15 protein-coding genes and 1 pseudogene are annotated in these 20307 nt (G+C 42.5%); 1 reads left to right on the forward strand and 15 read right to left on the reverse strand.

Annotated features, from left to right (window positions below):
• Positions 1–34: 34 nt before the first annotated feature.
• The 11 genes from D8854_RS03345 to D8854_RS09900 form a co-directional block, all read right to left on the reverse strand.
• Positions 35–733: an N-acetylmannosamine-6-phosphate 2-epimerase gene (locus D8854_RS03345; RefSeq protein WP_001135647.1), complete on the reverse strand. Its 699-nt coding sequence runs from the start codon at positions 731–733 to the stop codon at positions 35–37.
• Between the two features lie 245 nt (positions 734–978).
• The gene (locus tag D8854_RS03350) at positions 979–4596 is read right to left on the reverse strand and encodes an SIALI-17 repeat-containing surface protein (protein ID WP_125449596.1); all 3618 of its coding nucleotides are present in this window, start codon (positions 4594–4596) and stop codon (positions 979–981) included.
• A 327-nt stretch (positions 4597–4923) separates the two neighbouring features.
• Positions 4924–5907 (reverse strand): acetylxylan esterase, encoded by a 984-nt coding sequence (locus D8854_RS03355; RefSeq protein ID WP_125449598.1) that lies wholly within the window; start codon positions 5905–5907, stop codon positions 4924–4926.
• 316 nt (positions 5908–6223) lie between these two features.
• Complete coding sequence (gene recG, locus D8854_RS03365) at positions 6224–8239, reverse strand: ATP-dependent DNA helicase RecG (RefSeq protein ID WP_125449600.1); 2016 nt, start codon at positions 8237–8239, stop codon at positions 6224–6226.
• A gap of 19 nt (positions 8240–8258) precedes the next feature.
• Complete coding sequence (gene alr / locus D8854_RS03370; RefSeq protein ID WP_125449602.1) at positions 8259–9362, reverse strand: alanine racemase; 1104 nt, start codon at positions 9360–9362, stop codon at positions 8259–8261.
• Entirely contained in the window at positions 9352–9714 is a 363-nt protein-coding gene (gene acpS / locus D8854_RS03375) for a holo-ACP synthase (RefSeq protein ID WP_038805669.1), read from the reverse strand. The genes alr and acpS overlap by 11 nt, the downstream gene beginning before the upstream one ends.
• Positions 9715–9758: 44 nt before the next feature.
• Positions 9759–10790 carry a 3-deoxy-7-phosphoheptulonate synthase gene (locus D8854_RS03380; protein ID WP_038805571.1) on the reverse strand — a complete coding sequence of 344 codons (1032 nt, stop codon included), beginning with the start codon at positions 10788–10790 and terminating at the stop codon, positions 9759–9761.
• 1 nt (position 10791) lies between these two features.
• Complete coding sequence (locus D8854_RS03385) at positions 10792–11823, reverse strand: 3-deoxy-7-phosphoheptulonate synthase (RefSeq protein WP_038805572.1); 1032 nt, start codon at positions 11821–11823, stop codon at positions 10792–10794.
• Positions 11824–11902: 79 nt separating this feature from the next.
• Entirely contained in the window at positions 11903–14416 is a 2514-nt protein-coding gene (gene secA / locus D8854_RS03390) for a preprotein translocase subunit SecA (protein WP_125449603.1), read from the reverse strand.
• A gap of 160 nt (positions 14417–14576) precedes the next feature.
• Positions 14577–14867: a hypothetical protein gene (locus tag D8854_RS03395; protein ID WP_038805574.1), complete on the reverse strand. Its 291-nt coding sequence runs from the start codon at positions 14865–14867 to the stop codon at positions 14577–14579.
• 18 nt (positions 14868–14885) lie between these two features.
• Entirely contained in the window at positions 14886–15221 is a 336-nt protein-coding gene (locus D8854_RS09900; protein WP_038805575.1) for a hypothetical protein, read from the reverse strand.
• A gap of 210 nt (positions 15222–15431) precedes the next feature.
• Here D8854_RS09900 and D8854_RS03410 point away from each other — a divergent pair.
• Positions 15432–16700: pseudogene (locus D8854_RS03410) on the forward strand (transposase).
• Positions 16701–16797: 97 nt separating this feature from the next.
• Here D8854_RS03410 and ftsX read toward each other — a convergent pair.
• The 4 genes from ftsX to D8854_RS03435 all read right to left on the reverse strand — a co-directional run bounded on the left by ftsX (position 16798) and on the right by D8854_RS03435 (position 20291).
• Complete coding sequence (gene ftsX, locus D8854_RS03415) at positions 16798–17724, reverse strand: permease-like cell division protein FtsX (protein WP_125449609.1); 927 nt, start codon at positions 17722–17724, stop codon at positions 16798–16800.
• Positions 17717–18409: a cell division ATP-binding protein FtsE gene (ftsE, locus tag D8854_RS03420; protein WP_000022257.1), complete on the reverse strand. Its 693-nt coding sequence runs from the start codon at positions 18407–18409 to the stop codon at positions 17717–17719. The genes ftsX and ftsE overlap by 8 nt, the downstream gene beginning before the upstream one ends.
• 18 nt (positions 18410–18427) lie before the next feature.
• Positions 18428–19523, reverse strand: a protein-coding gene (gene prfB, locus D8854_RS03425; protein WP_096753628.1) for a peptide chain release factor 2 whose coding sequence is annotated in 2 segments (ribosomal slippage) — positions 18428–19450 and positions 19452–19523 — 1095 coding nt in all. Because the reading frame shifts where the segments join, the coding sequence is not laid out codon by codon here.
• A gap of 111 nt (positions 19524–19634) precedes the next feature.
• Positions 19635–20291: a CBS domain-containing protein gene (locus D8854_RS03435; protein ID WP_000268641.1), complete on the reverse strand. Its 657-nt coding sequence runs from the start codon at positions 20289–20291 to the stop codon at positions 19635–19637.
• Positions 20292–20307 lie beyond the last annotated feature (16 nt).

The following is a 20307-nucleotide window of genomic DNA, read 5'->3' on the forward strand; positions in this document are numbered from 1 at the left end:
CGCATCGACCACTCTCCTCTGTTTTGAGATTATGTTATTTAAGACCAGCAACAAAGCGCTCCGTAATCTCTTTTGGTCTAGTAATAGCTCCACCGACAACAATGCCTCGTACCCCATATTCAAGGATTTGTTTGGCTTGTTCTGGTGTATGAATTTTCCCTTCAGCGATGACATCCACCCCTGCTTCACAAAGTTTTTTGATCAGTTCAAAGTCTGGACCATCTACTTTTGGACTGTAAGAAGTATAACCTGATAAGGTTGTTCCAACAAAATCAATTCCTGCTTCGACTGCTGCTAGCCCTTCTTCAAAAGTACTAGTATCAGCCATTAAGAGTTGATGAGGATATTTTTCTTTGACTTGTCGGATAAAGTCCTGGATTTCCAAACCGTCGTAACGTTCACGTTTGGTACAATCCAGAGCAATGACCTCTATGTCTAGTTCAGCCAATTCATCAACTTCTTTCATAGTAGCTGTAATGAATGGCTCCTGTGGCGGATAGTCACGTTTGATAATCCCGATAATCGGGAGTTTCGTAACCTCCTTGATCTCCTTGATATCACGAACACTGTTTGCTCGGATACCGACTGCTCCACCTTGCTCAGCCGCTTTGACTAGCAAGGGGATAACCCCTCCCGCTTCTGTATAAAGCGGTTCGTGAGGAAGTGCCTGGCAAGAGACAATGATTCCATCTTTGATTTGTTCAATCAAGGCTTCTTTGCTAATCTGTGGCATCCTCTTTCCTCCCTTTCTTGTTCTTATGGGCTTATTATATATCATTTGTTAAGCGCTTTCAATAGTTTGTAGTGGAATAGATTTCAGTTTCAAAACTATTTTATAGAACAGACTATCCTGAAAGTAGTTTCAGACATCTTAGAATTTCTTATTAGCACACCTTGAGACGAAAGAAAAAGATAACAGGCTGAAAAACCTGCTATCTCCTTCTATTTTTACAAAGTAAAATGATTAGAATTATTCTCTTATTCTTCTCTCTTTTTCCCTAGCGCAAACAAGCTAAGGAAGAAAGCTGTTAATCCTAGTGAGGCAAGGAGGCTACTCTCCTTGTTCCCTGTATCAGGAAGTGTCTGCTGAGCAAGAGGAGCTTTGTAAGTATAATCTTCTTTTTTAGTAAGAGTTACAAGTGAATCAATTTCCTTGTATTCTGCGATTTCATGCACAGCTGCCTCAGCGCCATTCACACCACCTTTGTACTCTGGTACTTCATGGACTGCGGCTTCAACAGCATTAACCCCGCCTGTAAATTCTGGCTTTTCAACTGTCGGAGCGGCCTCTTCACCCGCTGTGCCTAATGGGTCTGTATACTCTGGGACTTCATGAACTGCGGCCTCAACAGCATTAACCCCGCCTGTGTATTCTGGCTTCTCGACTGTTGGGGCTGGCTCTTCGCCGGATGTCCCTAGTGGGCCTGTGTGCTCTGGGACTTCATGGACTGCGGCCTCAACAGCATTAACCCCGCCTGTAAATTCTGGTTTTTCAACTGTTGGTGCTGGTTCCTCACCCGCTGTCCCTAGTGGACCTGTGTACTCTGGGACTTCATGAACTGCGGCCTCTTCACCATTCACACCGCCTGTAAATTCTGGTTTTTCAACTGTTGGTGCTGGTTCCTCACCTGCTGTGCCTAATGAACCTGTGTACTCTGGGACTTCATGAACTGAGGCCTCTTCACCATTCACACCGCCTGTAAATTCTGGTTTTTCAACTGTTGGTGCTGGTTCCTCACCCGCTGTTCCTAGTGGGCCTGTATATTCTGGCTTCTCGACTGTCGGAGCTGCCTCTTCACCCGCTGTGCCTAATGGACCTGTATATTCTGGCACTTCATGAACTGCGGCTTCACTTCCGTTCATTCCATTCGAAAGCTTAGTGCCCGCTACAGAGACTGGTAAATTATGCATACTTTCAATAGCACCTTCTGCCAGACCTGTAACTTTTTGACCCATATCCTCTGAATCCACCGTAAATAGGAGAGTTTTTGTGTCATACTGGGTCATGAAGCGTGCTGTTTTACCGTTTGCCAATTGAAGGGTTGGTGCCTTGTTGACCAATACTTCCGAATCAAACTCCATAGCAAGGATGCCTGGCCATTTTTCAATCGCATATTTCACTTTTGCCTCTTTAGGAGAAATCCAATCCTTGGTCAAGAAATCCCAGTTGAATTTTTTATAGGATAAAGTATAATCGTTTTGATTGCCATCCGCATGCTCATAAAGCAAACCATATTCGCCATTTCCGAGTTCTTGGAGTGAGTTGTAAGCAAACTTACCACTTTGTATAGGATTGTGTTTCAGCCATGTCAACTCACCATTCTCCTCAACACGAGCCAGGTGAACCAAACCATTGTTGCGTCCAGGACCACCAGCATTGCTGAGTAGAATGTATTCCTTTCCTTCATGCATGGTGTGAATAGCGGACATTTGAACATAAACGTCTTTTACTTGAGGATAACGTTTGATTTCCTTATCCCACGTTGCTCCCCCATCATGACTGGTCGCAACCTGAAGATCGCCAGTCAACCCACGCATAAAGAGCTTGAGATCCCCATTATTCAACTGAACAACAGTTGACTCCGTATTTTGGGCACCTGGATTATTCATGGTTGAAGAGTGAATGGTTTGGTTGCCTACTGGACGGTTATCATTAACTGCTTCCCCTGCTTGCCATGTTTCTCCATGATCATCTGAATAAATTACACGAGATGATTGAGAACCACTTAGGTAGGAAACGTTGTTTGTTGTATAAACTGGAATCACCAGTCTTCCCTTATGAGGTCCTGTACGCAAGGCAATCCCAGTACCAGGTCCAGTTCCTAGGAAGTGCATCCAATCTTTCCGAATCCCATGTGTAATATCTTTTGGTGCAGACCAAGTCTTCCCATCGTCATCACTGTAGGACATCCATAGGTAGTTGGTATTGGAAACTCTAAAAATATTCTTCTCGCTATACTCAAAATAAATATTCCCGATTAGCTCATTCCCTTTATACAAATCCCCCTTATCGCTGTAGGCTGGTTTTTTAGGGTCAACGACGACGCGATAATCTGTCTTTCTGTTTTGAGGGTCGAAAACCTCTCCGTTTTCTCGAATCGTATAGCGACCTGATTCTCCTTGCTTATATAAAACTTGATAAACTTTATCTCCCACTTGTTCATAAGCTTTCGGAGCTTGCCCTGGCAATGAAAATACTGCCTTACTTTCAAGGAACATGTCGTAAATTGCAAAAATTCTCTTTGTTTCAGGGTCTTGCACCAAGGCCATATCAATATTAACTGGAGATGGCCAATCTGCATGTTTAGCGTGCTCATTGTCACGAGGATTTGAGATTACGATTCGGTCTCCCCATGTTTTTCCATTATCTGAGCTACGACGAACAACCATCCCAATATCTCCCCAGTCAGAATGGTGCAAACGTCTTTCATCCGTTCCAGCAATCAGCGTTCCTTTATCAGTCTTGAGAAGAGCTGGGATACGATAACTCTTGATACCATCTTTATTTGGTTGATTGTTCCTACCACCTTCAAAGACGTCTTCTTTCTCAGTAACTTTTGCTCCCTCAGGAAGTTTCTGTTCCAATTCACCTCTTTCAAATAATTGACTCCGTGTTTGAACTTCTTCTGGGCTTAAGGCACGATCATAAACAGTTAGGTTTCGAACTTGTAGGTTTGATGACCAAACTGTCTTATTGCCCCGTTTGGTTGCTCCAAGTTGAGCTTGATTAACATCTGGCATATCTTTGATAAAGTTACCAGATTTGAGACTTGTTCGAGATAAGACACCGTTCACATAGAGACGAACTCGACCATGAGGTAACTCCGCTGTCGGTTGTTCGACAGTAAAGGTCACGGAATTCCATTGTCCAGGACGTACTTGTAAAGGAGCATCCGTATACTTATCATAGAACTGTTCCCCTTTGGCACCGCGCCCTTCAATAAGAGCTGTATTATCAAGGACCGACATAGTAAAGTACTCATTTTCCTTGGTGTCACTGGATACAGAGAAGAGATTGTAAAAGCGTGGAGCTGATGCATCTGGTTTGAACTCCATGTGAACTGTAGCATTTTTTAGTTGCTTTAGTTTATCTAGTTCACTTGATAAATCAACTCTCTGACCATTTGCCGCATTGGTTTCAACATCTTCTTTTTCTAGGACAGGATTGGCATTTTGTAGATCCCTTGAATAATAATCACGAGGAAGCGCTCCCTGATCTTCTGTTTCTTCTTCATGCTTGCTTCCTTGGTCAGGGGTATCGCTAGATGGAGAAGTTTCTGACTCCGTATTCTCGTTCTTTTTTAAATGATCTTGATCTACTTCAACTCCGTTGTCCTGAGCTGTTGCCAATTTACCAGCCAAGTCCTTATCCAAATGTTCAAGATTTCCAGAAGAGACTTCTTTTGGTAACTCTGATAATCCTTGCCCTTGACCAGATTCGACAGTTTCTGTATTGGCTCCTGCTGTATTAGCTTGCTCTTGAGCTAAAACTGGATTTACTCCAAATACTACTGTACCAATCACTACCGATGCCGCCCCAACTGCAAATTTTCGAATTCCGTATCGCTGTTTCCGATGTAAAGATTTGTAATTCATGTTTGTCCTTCCATTTTTCATAAAAATAAAGCGCTTTCTTTTTTTCTTAAAATTTTTAGTTCCTCCAACTAAACAAGTAAAAAGAAAGTAACCAACTGAATGAGACCTCCCATTCTTCAAACGTCCACTGTTCTTATTCTCTAATCAAACAGCGGAAAGTTTCCTCCTTTCGCATAATACCTTTCCCTTATTATACAATAAACTTTGAACTTTATAGCTAAATTGATATAGAATAGATTTTACTTTTAAGACTATTTTAATATTTTAAATTTTCTAAAAGTACTTTCAGAGCTTTGTGACAAAAAAGAGAGCTAGTGCGCTCTCAAGTTATTTTTTTACATAGGAAAAAGGAATCTCACTGCCGCAGAGCCAATTGTAGACTTGGTCATTGACAAAAACATTCATGGCTTCGTGAGCATACTCAGGCATGATGCGATAAGCCTTATCGCAAGCTAGACGGTTGTAAATCGCAAACTGGGTAATAGGATAGCAGACATCGTCATCCAAGCCCGTAATCATCTTAACCTCACCCTTGATACGATGAGCGAGATTTTTCACATCAATATAGGCAAGGGTTGCCATGATTTCCTCCTCAGTTTCATGGAAGGGATCGTGGAACTTGAAATAGCGGAAGAGTTCATCATAGGCTTCACTGGTATTGCCAATCTCAAGCACTCGTCTAAAGTCAGACAAGAAGGGATAGATGGCAACTGTTCGCTGAATCCGAGGATTGAGCGCTGCTGCAACCAGAGCTAAAGCTCCTCCTTGTGAGGCACCATAGCTAGAAAGTCTTTCCTCATCTACCTGTGGCAGACTAGCAACAATTTCGATCAACTGGTAAATATCCAGATAAACATCCTTATAAAAGAGCTGATCACGACCTTCCACAACACCACGGATGATATGCCCCTTAACCGTATTTCCCAAAGGAGAGCGCAAGCCATCTTGTGAATAGCCCGATTGGCCTCGAACATCCATAGAAACAACACCGTAACCAGCCACAGTATAGGCCAGCATGTCAGCCCAATCCCAACCACGTCCCATGTAGCCATGGAAATGGAAGATTAGCGGAACCTTCTCCTCAGTCTTTGGAAGGACGATGCGTGCATAGACTCTTCCTTCATTAGTTCCCTCAAAGGTCAGTTCATAGCACTTGACTTGGGGAATATGGAAATCTCTTTCCTCCAACTGGTAGGCAGGAAGGACTGAAACTTTTTTCAATTCCTCATCCCAAAAAGCATCAAAGTCTTCTGGGACCTCATCCCTTCCTTTATAAGTCTTGATTTCTTCTAGCAAAGCTGGATTTTTCATAGCATGCTCCTTTTGATGTGTAATCGCTATCATAACTGTAGCATATCTAGAAAAGCAATGCAAGAAAGAATGGTAAACAGAAAGTGATTTTAGATTCTCCTCCCTCAAACCTATCGTCTGAAAGTAGTTTTAAAACAAAAAGAGCGTTTCCGCTCTTTGTTAATCAATAAGTGCTAGCTCCTTTCTCTAGTTTGAAAGTCTGAAATTTCTTTTGGTAGGTCACTTTAATCGTCATATGAGAGTCCTCGTTTCTTTTTGATGACTCTAGTATAAGACCCAAACCTAAAAGCTAGCTTATAAATTTCTTAGAAAAGGCTTAATCCAGATGTTCTCTCTTCTCCAAATGAAGGGCAATCATGCGCCATTCCGGATCCTCTCGCCAACCTTCTATAGAACTAATGTAGCTGGCAACCTTTCTGGCTTCTTCTAAAATCGGAAAATCTTCGATAATATCCGCCACTTGAAACTCTGGAAGTCCTGATTGTCTGGTTCCAAAAATCTCACCAGAACCGCGCATTTTCAAATCTTCCTCCGCAAGGATAAAACCATTAGTCGTTTCTGTCATGATGCGCATGCGATCCTTCCCAGAGTCAGTCTTGGGATTAGCAACGAGAACAGCATAGGACTGCTTGTCCCCCCGACCAACACGACCTCTGAGCTGGTGAAGCTGGCTGAGACCGAACCGATCAGCATCCATGATAATCATGACGGTCGCATTGGGGACATTAACCCCAACCTCGATAACAGTTGTAGATACTAGAATATCCGTCTTTCTCTCTTTGAAATCCTGCATAATCTGGTCTTTTTCGTCACTCTTCATCTTACCATGTAGAAGAGCCACCTCAGCCTTGCCGGCAAAATGAGCTGTCAACTCCTCAGATAAGGCAATGGCATTTTTCAAATCCAGAGCTTCTGATTCTTCGATCAGGGGAGAGATGACATAAGCTTGGGAACCTTTTTGAATTTCTCCCTCTAACCAAGTCAAGACCTGAGGCAGCTGCTCATGCTTAATCCAGCGAGTCACAATAGGCTTCCGCCCTGCTGGCATCTGGTCAATAATGGAAACATCCATATCACCAAAGGCTGTGATAGCTAGCGTCCGTGGAATCGGAGTCGCCGTCATCATAAGAACATCTGGGTTGTCGCCTTTTTCCCGTAAAATCCTCCTTTGCCCCACACCAAAACGGTGCTGCTCATCAATGATAATCAAGCCAAGACGAGCATAATCCACTCCATCTTGTATCAAAGCATGAGTCCCGATAATAAAGTCGGCCTCACCCTTAGAAATGGTCTCCAAGACTTCTCTTTTTTCTGCAGCTTTTAAGGAACCTGTCAAGAGAGCAAGGCGCAGGTATGGAAAAATGCTCTTCAAACTCTCATAATGTTGCTCTGCTAAGATTTCTGTTGGCACCATGAGGGCTGCCTGGTAGCCAGCCGTAACAGTAGCATACATAGCTAGACCTGCAACAACTGTTTTTCCGCTCCCTACATCTCCTTGCAGGAGACGATTCATGTGATGGTCCGACTTCATGTCGGTCAATATTTCCTGCAAACTCTTTTCCTGAGCTTGGGTCAGGGCAAAAGGCAGATTTTTTTTGACAGTCGTTACTTTTTCCTGAGACCAATTCAGAACCAGACCACTTCCCTGGACTCTATTTTCAGACTTGAGCGACTGCAACTGCATCTGGAAGTAAAAAAGTTCCTCAAACTTGATACGGCGAAGTGCCTGCTTGTATTCTGCTAGATCCTTGGGAAAATGCATGGCACGGACAGCCTGGCAACGAGACATGAGTTTGTATTTGTCCAGCAAAGACTGGGGAAGATTTTCATCTATCAAAAGGTCCAACCCCTGATCAAAGGCCGTCTTGATGACCTTGACCAGACTGGCCTGACTGATTCCTTGAGCCAGACGATAGACAGGTTGTAGGTCATCTTCCACTTGAGCTAGAACCTTCATCCCAGTCAGACTGGCTTTGGCACGGTCCCATTTCCCAAAGACAGCAAGAGTTGCACCCAACTCTATCTTATCAGCCAGATAGGGTTGGTTAAAAAAATTCACCGCAAAAACGACTTCTCCCTGCTTGAGGCTAAAACGTAGACGATTGCGCTTGAAACCATAATACTGGACACTAGCAGGAGTCACGACTTGACCAGACAGAACCGCCTTTTCTCCGTCCTCCAGCTCCAGCACCTGCTTGGTTTTGAAATCTTCATAACGAAAAGGAAAGTAGAGCAAGAGGTCTTGCAAGTTTTCAATTCCTAGTTTGGCGTATTTCTCTGCTGACTTTGGTCCCACACCAGGCAAGACATGCAAGGGTTGATGTAGATTCATGCTCCACTCCTTTCTTTAGCTAATAATATTCTCTCGGAATGCGGTCGCTGAGGAGGCAAACCACCTCATAGTTAATGGTTCCGCGGTAGGTCGCTACCTGAGTAGCCGTGATTTCCTTGTCCCCGTTGTTTCCGATCAAGGTTACTTTTGTTCCTAGCGGATAAAGCTTAGGCAAACGAATGGTGATTTGATCCATAGAAACCCGTCCGACAATTGGGCAAGCTTGACCATCTACCAAGACGGAGAAATTCTGCATGTCTCGTGTCCAACCATCCGCATAGCCGATTGGCACGGTCGCGATGACTTGCTCGCTATCCGCCTGATAGGTGGCTCCATAGCCCATGCAAGCTCCAGCTGGAACTGTCTTGACATGAACCAGGGCAGACTCCAAGGTCAAGGCTGGTGTCAAATCATAGGGTAAGTCCAAGACCTCTCCACTTGGATTGAGACCATACATGGCATCTCCCATACGGACTGCATTGAAAATAGTCTCTGCATGCCAGAGGGTCGTTGCCGAGTTACTGGCATGAACCAACTCTGGAACATCCTTCATACTTGCCAAAATAGCTTTAAATCGTTCTAACTGGGTATTAAAGTAGGCATCTGATTCTTCATCTGCAGTAGCAAAGTGGGTAAAAATTCCTTCAACGCGAGCACCATGTTGTTGGAGCAAGTCTCGAGCCCGATCAGCTTCACCAACCTCTCTAAAACCAATCCGTCCCATTCCTGAGTCAATCTTGAGATGGACAGTCAAGCCAGTTAAATCTGCTTCCTTGTCTAACAGTGCTTGAATCCATTCCAGTCCAGCCACTGTCAAGGTGATATCGTATTCTTTAGCAAGAGAAACAGCTTCGATTTCAGAAACTCCTAAGATGAGAATTTTCTTGCTAAGTCCAGCCTGACGAAGTTCAATAGCTTCATCAATATTGGAAACGCAAAATCCATCAACATCATCCTGGATCGCCGTTGCAACGGCAACAGCTCCATGCCCATAAGCATTGGCCTTGACCACTCCCCACTTGAGCGTTCCTTCAGGGATATGAGCCCCCATTTGCTGAATATTTTGTCGAATAGCTCCCAGATGAATCAGAGCCTTGGTTGGTCTATGTGGACTAGCTTTCATGATTTTCCTCCAAAATGACACTGGCTGTCACAAACTGATCTGTATGGCTGATAGATAGCCAAATATTTCCTGAAAATGGTGCCTGACTAAAATAGGGAGCCCCGCGTTCATTATTCAAAACTTCCAAATCCTGAAAGGTCAGTTTGCCAATACCAGTTCCTAGAGCCTTGGAAAAGGCTTCCTTAGCCGACCAGCGGCCTGCCAAGTATTCGATCTGTCTGCGCCCTTTGAGGCTGGTAAAGCGCTCCATTTCTTTAGCGGTCAGCACACGCTTGGCAAAGCCCTCACGTCGTGTAACTGCACTTTCTATCGAAGCCAATTCTTCAATGTCAATTCCGTGTCCAACTATCATACTCATAAAAGGAGCTGAGATTCCCCCAACTCCATCCTTTTCACTTATTTTGTTAAGGTAGTATAAATTTCTTCTACCAAGGCTACTGTATTTTCCCAACCTAGACAAGGGTCAGTTATGGAACAACCAAAGACCTCTGGTTGATTTTGTCGACCATCTGCTAGGTAAGATTCGATCATAAAGCCTCGAACGGTCTTTTTAATCTTTTCATTCCAGTCACGATTCAGCAAGGCTTGGCGAACAATGCGGATTTGTTCCATATACTGCTTGCCTGAATTGTCATGATTGGTATCGATGATAATGAAGGGATTTTCAAGCCCCATGGTCTCATAGCGATTGATGGCATTTAAGAGGGTTTCATAGTAGAAATTGGGTTCATTTTTACCATATTCGTTCATGGCACCACGAAGAATAACGTGGGCCAAAGAATTTCCTGAAGTTTCTACTTCTTGACCGTGGTATAGGAAGGTTTGCTTGTTTTGAGCCGCATAGATGGCATTAAACATGACCCCAAGGTTCCCAGATGTTGGATTTTTCATCCCAACTGGAGCATCAATCCCAGAGGCTACAAAGCGGTGTTCCTGGTCTTCTACCGAACGAGCCCCTACAGCATGGTAGCTGACCAGATCGTCAACCAAAACGAGATTTGACGGGTAAAGCATCTCATCAGCTGTCGTCAAGCCCGTCTCCGTAATCACACGGTAGTGAAGCTGACGAACAGCCTGTAAACCATTGATGAGACTAGGCGCTTCGCTGGTATTTGGTTGATGAATCATGCCCTTATAGCCATCTCCATTGGTACGAGGTTTTGCTGTATAGACACGCATCACAATAAAGATTTTATCCGCAACTTTTTTCTGCAAGTCTGCTAAGCGATGAGCATATTCGAGCACAGCTTCCTCATTGTCCGAAGAGCAAGGCCCCATCACCAAAAGAATTCGGTCATCCTCACCCGAGATGATGGCTGCCAACTCTCGATCTCGTGCTTCCTTATAACGCAAGACTTCAGGTGACAGCTGAGTTGCAGCCTTGATTGCTTCAATATCTATTTCTTGACCTTTTTCGATAAATGCCATCTTATTCTCCTAGCGTTTGGTAAATTTCGCGAACAAGTGCTTCTGTGTTGTCCCATCCGAGACACGGATCTGTAATGGACTTACCAAAAACTTCTGGCTCATTTTGACGTCCATCTTCTAGATAGGACTCAATCATAAAACCACGAACATATTTTTTGATTTTCTCATTCCAGTCACGGTTAATCAAGGTCTGACGAACGATACGGATTTGATCCATGTACTGCTTGCCTGAATTGTCATGATTGGTATCGATGATGATAAAGGGATTTTCCAAGCCCATCTTTTCATACTGGGCAATGGTATCCATCAAATTGTCATAGTAGTAGTTAGGAATATTTTTCCCGTATTCATTCAAGGCTCCACGAAGAATGGCATGGGACAATGGATTCCCTGTTGTTTCCACCTCTTTACCGAGAAAGAGGAAACTCTGTTTATTTTGCGCTGCATAAATCCCGTTAAACATGACATTGAGATTTCCAGATGTTGGATTTTTAAATCCCGTTGAGAAATCTGCTCCACTCGCTACAAAACGGTGCTGTTGATCCTCTACAGAACGAGCTCCGACAGCCATATAAGAAATCAAATCATCTACCAGCGGAAGATTTTCAGGATAAAGCATCTCATCAGCTGTTGTCATGCCTGTCTCCGTAATCACACGATAGTGTAGCTGACGAACAGCCTTAATCCCATTGATCAAGCTAGGAGCTTCTGTCGCATTTGGTTGATGAATCAAGCCCTTATAGCCATCTCCATTGGTACGAGGTTTAGCCGTATAAACACGCATGACCATAAAAATACGGTCTTTGACCTCTTCTTGCAAAGCAGACAAGCGCTTGGCATACTCGAGGACTGCCTCTTCATTATCAGATGAACACGGTCCAATCACCAAGAGAATACGCTGGTCTTCCCCACGAATGATGGCTTCTAATTCCTGATCACGTCGGTTTTTTCTCGCACGAGCTGCTCCTTCTAATTTAGACAAGGCGCGAACTTCTTCAATGTTAATTTTAGGACTTTTAGCTGTAAATACCATGATTCATCTCCTTATAAAGCAAACGGACACCAAGCAAAAATGTATTTTCACCAGGTATCCGCCTGTATCTTATCACATATTATTGTCTCTTACCATGACAGTTCTTGAATTTCTTACCAGATCCACATGGACATTGGTCATTTCGTCCGATTTGGCTCAAGTCCACATCTGCTGGAAGATGAGTCTGCTGTGCTGCAATATTACGAGTCGCAGTTGTACTGATATTGTGTTCCGTTTGCGGACGTTCTTGTTCGTGGATTTGTGCTTTCATCATCAAGCGGGTCACATCAAACTCAATCGATCCAATCATGTCGTTAAACATGCGGAAACCTTCTGCTTGATATTCTACAACAGGGTTGTTTTGGGCATATCCACGAAGACCAACAGCATTTCGCAACTGGTCAAGAGCATCAATATGATCTGTCCACTTGTTATCTACAACACGTAGAATCAGAACCTTTTGGAATTCTTTCACTGCATCTTCATCACGAAGTTTAGCAACTTGGCTATCATAAACCTTCAATGCACGTTGATACAGCTCATCTTTGATGGCTTGGTCTGACAAANCTGCAAGATCTGAACGGCTGATTGAATCTTCTGGAAGTAAGTTGTACTTAGCAAAGTTCAAGATTGCTTCTAGTTTTTCATCTTCCTTAGAACGTGCATGTGTATCCACGATACGTCCAATGGTACGACGAATCATAGCATGGATCTCAGGTGCCAAGTCACGGTCGGCAGTAATGACATCATAACGTTGTGCATAGATGATTTCACGTTGTTCTCGCATGACATCATCGTATTGAAGGACCTGTTTACGTGTATCGTAGTTATTCCCCTCAACACGTTTCTGAGCCGCTTCCACTTGACGCGTTAACATACGGGATTCAATGGCTTCGTCAGACATGTTGAGCCGTTCAAAGATACCTTTCAAACGCTCTGAACCGAAACGTTTCATCAAATCATCTTCAAGAGACAAGTAGAACTGCGACTCACCTGGATCTCCTTGGCGTCCTGAACGTCCACGAAGCTGATTATCGATCCGGCGACTTTCGTGGCGTTCTGTACCAATGACGCAAAGTCCACCAAGCTCACGAACGCCTTCACCAAGCTTAATGTCGGTACCACGACCGGCCATATTGGTTGCGATGGTAACCGCACCACGCTGACCAGCATTCATGATGATTTGAGCTTCTCTGTAGTGGTTTTTCGCATTCAAGACTTCGTGAGGAACACCTGCTTCGACCAATTTCTTAGAAAGGAAATCACTCGTTTCAACGGCAACAGTACCTACCAAGACTGGCTGACCCTTTTGATAACGTGCCTTCACATCTTCAACCACGGCCTTGAATTTTGCATCAAGGCTAGCATAGAGAAGGTCTGAGTGGTCGATACGTTGGATTGGACGGTTGGTTGGGATTGGGATGACACGAATGTTATAGATTTCACGGAATTCTTCTTCTTCTGTTTTACCAGTACCTGTCATACCTGCCAATTTCTTATACATACGGAAGAGGTTTTGGTAGGTAATAGAAGCTGAAGTCTTAGTTTCGTCTTGGATTGGCACACCTTCCTTGGCTTCAATCGCCTGGTGCAAGCCATCAGAGTAACGGCGACCTTCCATGGTACGACCTGTAAATTGATCAACAATCAAGATTTCCTGCTCTTCGCTGACCACATAGTCAATATCAAGAATCATGATATAGTTGGCACGGAGGGCATTGTCGATAAAGTGAGTAAGAGCCACATTTTCAATATCGTAGAGATTTTCCAGTTTGAAGTAGCTTTCAGCCTTATCAATCCCTGAATCAGACAAACCAATGGTCTTAGACTGAATGTCGATGATATAGTCATCTTTGTCCAAAGATTTGACAAAGTGATCCGCCATATGATACAGCTGACTAGTCTCCACAGCATTGGCTCCTGAAACGATCAAAGGAGTACGAGCTTCATCAATCAAGATCGAGTCAACCTCATCGACCAAAGCATAGTTGAGCGGACGCTGTACCATGTTTTCTGCCCGAACAACCATGTTGTCACGAAGGTAGTCGAAACCAATCTCTGAGTTGGTTGAGTAGGTGATATCGCAAAGATAAGCTTCTTTCTTCTCCATTGGTGACTTAGCAGCCAAGTTAATCCCTACTGACAAACCAAGCCATGAGTACAATTCACCCATCTCAGTCGCATCACGTTCCGTTAGATACTCGTTGACCGTTACTACGTGAACCCCTTCACCTGCAAGGGCATTGAGGTATACAGGCATCGTCGCTGTCAAGGTCTTCCCTTCACCAGTACGCATCTCTGGAACGTCACCATGGTGAAGAACAATCCCACCCATGACCTGAACCTTATAAGGAAACAGTCCAAGGACACGTTTTGCAGCTTCACGAACTACCGCAAAAGCCTCATAGAGCAATGAATCCAGCGATTCACCCTTATTGTAACGTTCCTTAAATTCATCTGTTTTTGCTTTTAGCTGGTCATCCGTCAAGGCTGCCATCTGATCTTCATATTTGAGAACCTTGTCTGCCATCTTTTCCAGACGACGAAGTTCTCCTTTATCATTTTCGATAATCGTTTTTAAAATATTAGCCATTATTTTCCTTACTTTAGATTCTGAATATTTTAGAATGTTCTTTTAATTCTAGCACATTTGCTCTTAATTTTCAAGAAAGAATCCGCGTTTCAAAAGGGAAAAGAGGCTGACTTCTAGGTCAGCCTCTTAGCTTTTTATGGACTACACTTCACACAAAAATTTAATTGCCAAGCAGAGCTGGCAAAATTCCAAAAATCAGGAAAAGATTGATCCAGAAGGCCATGCAAAATAGCACTCCAAAGAGGAAGAGACTCATCTTTTTAGTCAGTACTGAGAAAAAGATTGCCAATACACCAAAGACGACAAAGAGTTTTTTCATGATGAAGAAATAAACCGAAACTCCTCCTATTTGCAAATCCCATGGAAGACAAAAGACCAGCAGCCATAACAAGCAAATCGTAAGAATGTAGGTTTTGTAGTATTGATGAATGAACTGCTTTATTTTGAACATCAGAACCTCCTCTAAACTTTAGCTGTTGATGGATGTCCTCGTTTTGTTCTCTTGTTTCAGCTTGAACATTCTCTTTAAACAGGCATATATTTTCCAGTCATTCACAAGAGACAAAAAAACTAAAAGGAACCATATCCCCCAAATTGTTAAATCAGCAGGATTTTTCAAGACAATATTGAAAATTAAAAATGAAAAAACGGTAAAAGCGATACTGAACAAAGCCCACAGAGGAAGATAAATCCAGTAAAAGTAATAGAAAAACGCGAAATATTTCCTATTTTTGTCCGCCTTCTCAATCCAATGGAAAAAGTAAAAGTAGGGTGATAAAAGCAATAATATAAAAAATTTCTCCATCACACACCTCTTTTTAATAACGTTTTCTTTGATTTCATTCTATCAAAAAGATCTGGAAATGTCTTCCCAAATCTTGCTTGTTTATTCGGCTCTATAATTTCTGTAGTGGGTAAATCCACCGCAGGGATTATGGAGCCTATTTTGTTATAGAAAAAAAGTCCCATAAGATTTATAATGAAAAGCGACCAAACCATCATTAGAAAGAATCATATGGAACCATTACATTTTATCACAAAACTACTAGATATTAAAGACCCTAATATCCAGATTCTAGATATCATCAATATGGATACACACAAGGAAATCATCGCTAAACTGGATTACGAGGCCCCATCTTGCACCGATTGCGGATATCAAATGAAGAAATATGACTTCCAGAAACCGTCTAAGATTCCTTACCTTGAAACGACTGGTATGCCTACCAGAATTCTTCTGAAAAAAGCGTCGTTTCAAGTGCTATCATTGTTCGAAAATGGCGGTGGCTGAGACTTCTCTCGTCAAGAAAAATCACTAAATTCCTCGTATTATCAATCAAAAGATTGCTCAAAAGTTGATTGAAAAGACTTCTATGACCGATATTGCCCATCAGCTTTCCATTTCAACTTCAACTGTTCTCCGAAAGTTCAATGACTTCCGTTTTAAACATGATTTTTCTCGTCTTCCAGAGATTATGTCTTGGGATGTTGAAACAGTCAGGGGAGTGACTGTTTCAATCGGGAGATGAAGATGAGCTTTATTGCTCAGGACTTTGAAAAACTCAATATCATCGCTGTCCTTGAGGGAAGAACACAAGCTGTCATCCGAAATCACTTTCTTCGATACGATAGAGCTATTCGCTGTCAGGTAAAAATTATTACTATGGATATGTTTAGTCCTTACTATGACTTGGCTAAACGACTTCGCTTTCGAATTTCTAGGCTCAGGCTGAAACAGTCTACCAGACTGTTTCACTCCCAAATGCAAAAATTGTACTAGATCGCTTTCACATCGTTCAACATCTAAGCCGTGCCATGAGTCGTGTGCGTATCCAAATCATGAATCAATTTGAACGAAAATCCCATGAATACAAGGCTATCAAACGTTACGAGAAGCTCATTCAACAGGATAAAAGAGATTCTAGATAAGCTTTTTAGCTATTCAGAAGACCTGAAACACCACTATAATCTTTATCAACTCCTGCTTTTTCACTTTCAGAATAAGGAAGCTGAAAAATTCTTCGGACTCATTGAGGACAATCTAAAGCAGGTCCATCCTCTTTTTCAGACTGTCTTTAAAACCTTCCTCAAGGATAAAGAAAAGATCGTCAACACTCTCCAATTACCCTATTCCAACGCCAAATTGGAAGCAACGAATAATCTTATTAAACTCATTAAACGAAATGCCTTTGGTTTTCGGAATTTTGAAAACTTCAATAAAAGAATTTTCATCGCTCTCAACATCAAAAAAGAAAGGACGAAATTCGTCCTTTCTCGATCTTAGCTGACTTCAACCCACTACAGTTGACAAAGAGCAAGAAAACTTCTCTTTTAAAACTGTATTATTTCTGATTTGGTCTGCAAGTTGCATTTATATCCAACTAGATCTTCAAGAATCGACGCATTGAAATGCCTGATCCAATTGCCCCAATGAAAATACCAATCACAAACAATAGGACTGTCATCACAGGGATAAACACATCTGGTGTAATCATTGACAAGTTTTGACCTACCAAGGATTTATTGACAGATTGATAAACCATATTGTAAACAAAGAATACAAGGACTGAAGGAATCGCTGCACCAAATAAACCGATAAAGGCACCTTCAAGTAAGAATGGTCCTCTAATGTAGCCATTTTTAGCTCCTACTAGACGCATGATTTGAATTTCACGGCTCCGAGAAATAATGGTAATACGGATAGTATTAGAAATCAAGAAAACCGCAATGAAAATCAAAAGCCCTGCAATAACCAATCCCCAAACACGGATAAAGGAAGCCAATTCGAAAAGTCGTTGAGTGTTGGCACCACCATCTTGAACTTCTGACACTCCTTCGATCTTCTTAGCTTCTTCTGCTACTGTTTTAACATCACTCGGAGAATTGGTATCAACGATATAGGCATCATAGAGAGGGTTGGCATCCCCTTCAAAGACCTTCCAATCGTCACCCATCGTTTCTGTCAATTTTTGATACTGTTCTTCCTTGCTTGAAAAAGTAACATTTTTGACACCTGGCATAGCCTTTAAAGCGTTGTAAACCTTGTGGTAGTCGTTGTTAGTAACTGTCTGACCTTCTTTTTCAATCGTTTCACTGTTATCCGCTACATCTTTACGAATGTAGACCATGACACGAACGTTGTTCTCGATATCGGTAGCCAGCTTCGCTGTATTAAAAATTACAGATGCAAACAGGGCAACCAGAGTCAAGGTAATCATAACCGAGCTCACTGCTGCTACTGTCATCCAGCCATTTCGTTTTAAACTTTTTAATGATTCAAATAAATGGCGAAAAAATCTACTAATCATCGTATCCATATTCTCCTTTAGCTTCGTCACGAACGACACGGCCATTTTCAATGGCAATGACACGGTGGCGCAAGGTATTTACAATCTGGCTATTGTGAGTCGCCATCAAGACAGTAGTACCTTGGAGATTGATGCGTTCCAACAGATTCATAATTTCCCATGAATTATCTGGGTCCAAGTTTCCTGTCGGCTCATCGGCAATCAATACCTTAGGATTGTTCACAATCGCACGAGCAATCGCAATCCGTTGCTGCTCTCCACCTGAGAGTTCGTTAGGGAAAGAGCGAACCTTGTGTTTCAAACCGACCAAGTCCAATACTTCCATAACACGTTTTTTGATGTTGCGACGGTTCTCTCCGATAACTTCCATTGCGTAAGCAATATTTTCATAAACAGTTTTCTTTGGCAAGAGTTTGTAATCTTGGAAGACTACCCCAACACTGCGACGGAGTAGAGGGATATCTTTCTTCTTGATTTTAACTAGATTAAAGCCTGCAACTGTTAGGCTTCCTTTTTCGATCTTTACTTCTCGGTATAAAGCTCGAATAAAGGTTGACTTCCCTGCTCCAGAAGGCCCAACGATATAGGCAAATTCTCCTGGTTCAATACTAAGAGAGACTCCACGAAGAGCAGTCGTTCCGTTATCGTATTTTTTGACAACATCTCGCATTTCAATGATTGACATGTGAGTTCCTTTCTATTCTTAGCTGATTCGCCACTTGAGATAAGCGTCGATGAAACCATCAAGATCTCCATCCATAACCTTATCTACCTGAGCGACTTCAAAGCTCGTACGGTGGTCTTTTACCATGGTATAAGGTGTGAAGACATAAGAACGAATCTGACTTCCCCAAGTGATTTCTTTTTTCTCACCTTTGAGGGAATCGACTTCCGCAGCTTTCTTTTCTTGCTCCATTTGATAGAGCTTGGCTTGCAACATCTTCATAGCACGATCTCTATTTCCATACTGGGTACGATCGACCGTTGATTGGACGACAGTTCCCGTAGGAATGTGTGTCAGACGCACACCTGTTGAAACCTTATTGACGTTTTGTCCACCAGCACCACCTGAACGGAAGGTATCCATCTTAATATCATCCTCACGGATTTCCACTTCGATGGTATCATCCAACTCGGGCATGACTTCCACGGAGGTAAATGAGGTATGGCGGCGTTTGGCAGAGTCAAATGGAGAAATACGTACCAGACGGTGAACACCCATTTCTGACTTGAGAAGACCATAGGCATTTGGGCCTTCAAAAGACAAGGTCACAGACTTGATGCCCGCTTCATCACCAGCTTGGTAATCCAAGACTTCAACTTTAAAGCCTTTTGCATTTCCATAACGAGTGTACATACGGAGCAACATATCACCCCAGTCCTGAGCCTCAGTACCTCCAGAACCTGGATGGATCTCCAAGATGGCATTATTGTGGTCATAAGGTTCTGACAAGAGAAGCGTCATCTCGTAGCTGGTCATCATCTTATCAAGCTCTGTCAACTGTTCGACCAGTTCATCATGGACTGACTCGTCTTCTGCTAAAAAGTCCAATAAAATTTCAACTTCATCCTGCAACTCTTCCATTTTACGGAAGGTGTTGTAGGTATTTTTTAATTCATTTAATTCTTGCGACGTTTTTTGGGCCGCGATATTATCGTTCCAAAAATCAGGTTCTGTCATCTTGTTTTCCAAGATGGCAATCTCTTCCTCTAGTCCTTCGAGGTCAAAGAGACCCCCTGAAAGAAGCTAATTTTTCACGATTTGCGTCAATTTTTTGACGAATTTCTGAAATGTCCATAAATACTCCTTTATTCACATCGTTTCATTATACCACATTCTCTCATTTCTTTCCATATTTTGCTTGTTATTTCAAATTGTATACAAAAAAGAGGGCTTTCACCCCCTATATTTATAACTTTTTAGCAGAGGTTCGAGCAATCTCCTCTACTTGGATACCTTGCGCTTCAAATTTCTCCTTCAGGAAGGTTAAATCAATCGTCCCATCAATTTGAACTTCAATCACGACCTTACCATCCTTGCGAGGAATATTGACTGTGTGTGAAATATTCAGATTTTCTTCTACAATCAAGGTCACAATCTTGCCCAAAACCCCGACTTCATTTTCCGTAATAAACCGAACACGAATTCCTTCCTCGCCGTAGCCAGCGATTTCTAGAAAGGCTTGAAAAACATCACGATCTGTAATCACACCATAAACCTGTTGATTGTCTACAACTGGAAGAATACCTATCTTATTCTTCAACATGAGATAGGTCGCATCTTCTAGACTAGCATAACCTGACACAGTGATGACATCCCGAATCATAACATCTTTAACTTTAGTCTTATTGAGAAGATAATTCATCTCATAGATAGAGAGGCTGGTTGCTTTAGATGGGCTGGCTTCCGCTATAGTTCCTTCTGTTACCAGACCAACTAATTGGTCATTTTCGATAACAGGTAAACGGTGCAAGCCTTGCTCGCGCATCAAATCTGCTGCATGTGCTACAGTCGTATCTGGACTAATATAAACTACCTTGCGGGTCATAAAATCTTTAACTGCCATGAGACTTCTCCTTCTT

It is taken from the genome of Streptococcus mitis (assembly GCF_003943905.1).
Classification (GTDB): domain Bacteria; phylum Bacillota; class Bacilli; order Lactobacillales; family Streptococcaceae; genus Streptococcus; species Streptococcus mitis_BC.

What these genes read in the sequence shown, in the direction of transcription:
- ftsX (WP_125449609.1), bottom strand. Translation starts at nt 17,724, where the DNA reads ATGATTAGTAGATTTTTTCGCCATTTATTTGAATCATTAAAAAGTTTA.
- ftsE (WP_000022257.1), bottom strand. Translation starts at nt 18,409, where the DNA reads ATGTCAATCATTGAAATGCGAGATGTTGTCAAAAAATACGATAACGGA.
- D8854_RS03380 (WP_038805571.1), bottom strand. Translation starts at nt 10,790, where the DNA reads ATGGCATTTATCGAAAAAGGTCAAGAAATAGATATTGAAGCAATCAAG.
- alr (WP_125449602.1), bottom strand. Translation starts at nt 9,362, where the DNA reads ATGAAAGCTAGTCCACATAGACCAACCAAGGCTCTGATTCATCTGGGA.
- D8854_RS03435 (WP_000268641.1), bottom strand. Translation starts at nt 20,291, where the DNA reads ATGGCAGTTAAAGATTTTATGACCCGCAAGGTAGTTTATATTAGTCCA.
- D8854_RS03395 (WP_038805574.1), bottom strand. Translation starts at nt 14,867, where the DNA reads ATGTTCAAAATAAAGCAGTTCATTCATCAATACTACAAAACCTACATT.
- D8854_RS03355 (WP_125449598.1), bottom strand. Translation starts at nt 5,907, where the DNA reads ATGAAAAATCCAGCTTTGCTAGAAGAAATCAAGACTTATAAAGGAAGG.
- recG (WP_125449600.1), bottom strand. Translation starts at nt 8,239, where the DNA reads ATGAATCTACATCAACCCTTGCATGTCTTGCCTGGTGTGGGACCAAAG.
- D8854_RS09900 (WP_038805575.1), bottom strand. Translation starts at nt 15,221, where the DNA reads ATGGAGAAATTTTTTATATTATTGCTTTTATCACCCTACTTTTACTTT.
- D8854_RS03385 (WP_038805572.1), bottom strand. Translation starts at nt 11,823, where the DNA reads ATGGTATTTACAGCTAAAAGTCCTAAAATTAACATTGAAGAAGTTCGC.
- D8854_RS03345 (WP_001135647.1), bottom strand. Translation starts at nt 733, where the DNA reads ATGCCACAGATTAGCAAAGAAGCCTTGATTGAACAAATCAAAGATGGA.
- D8854_RS03350 (WP_125449596.1), bottom strand. Translation starts at nt 4,596, where the DNA reads ATGAATTACAAATCTTTACATCGGAAACAGCGATACGGAATTCGAAAA.
- acpS (WP_038805669.1), bottom strand. Translation starts at nt 9,714, where the DNA reads ATGATAGTTGGACACGGAATTGACATTGAAGAATTGGCTTCGATAGAA.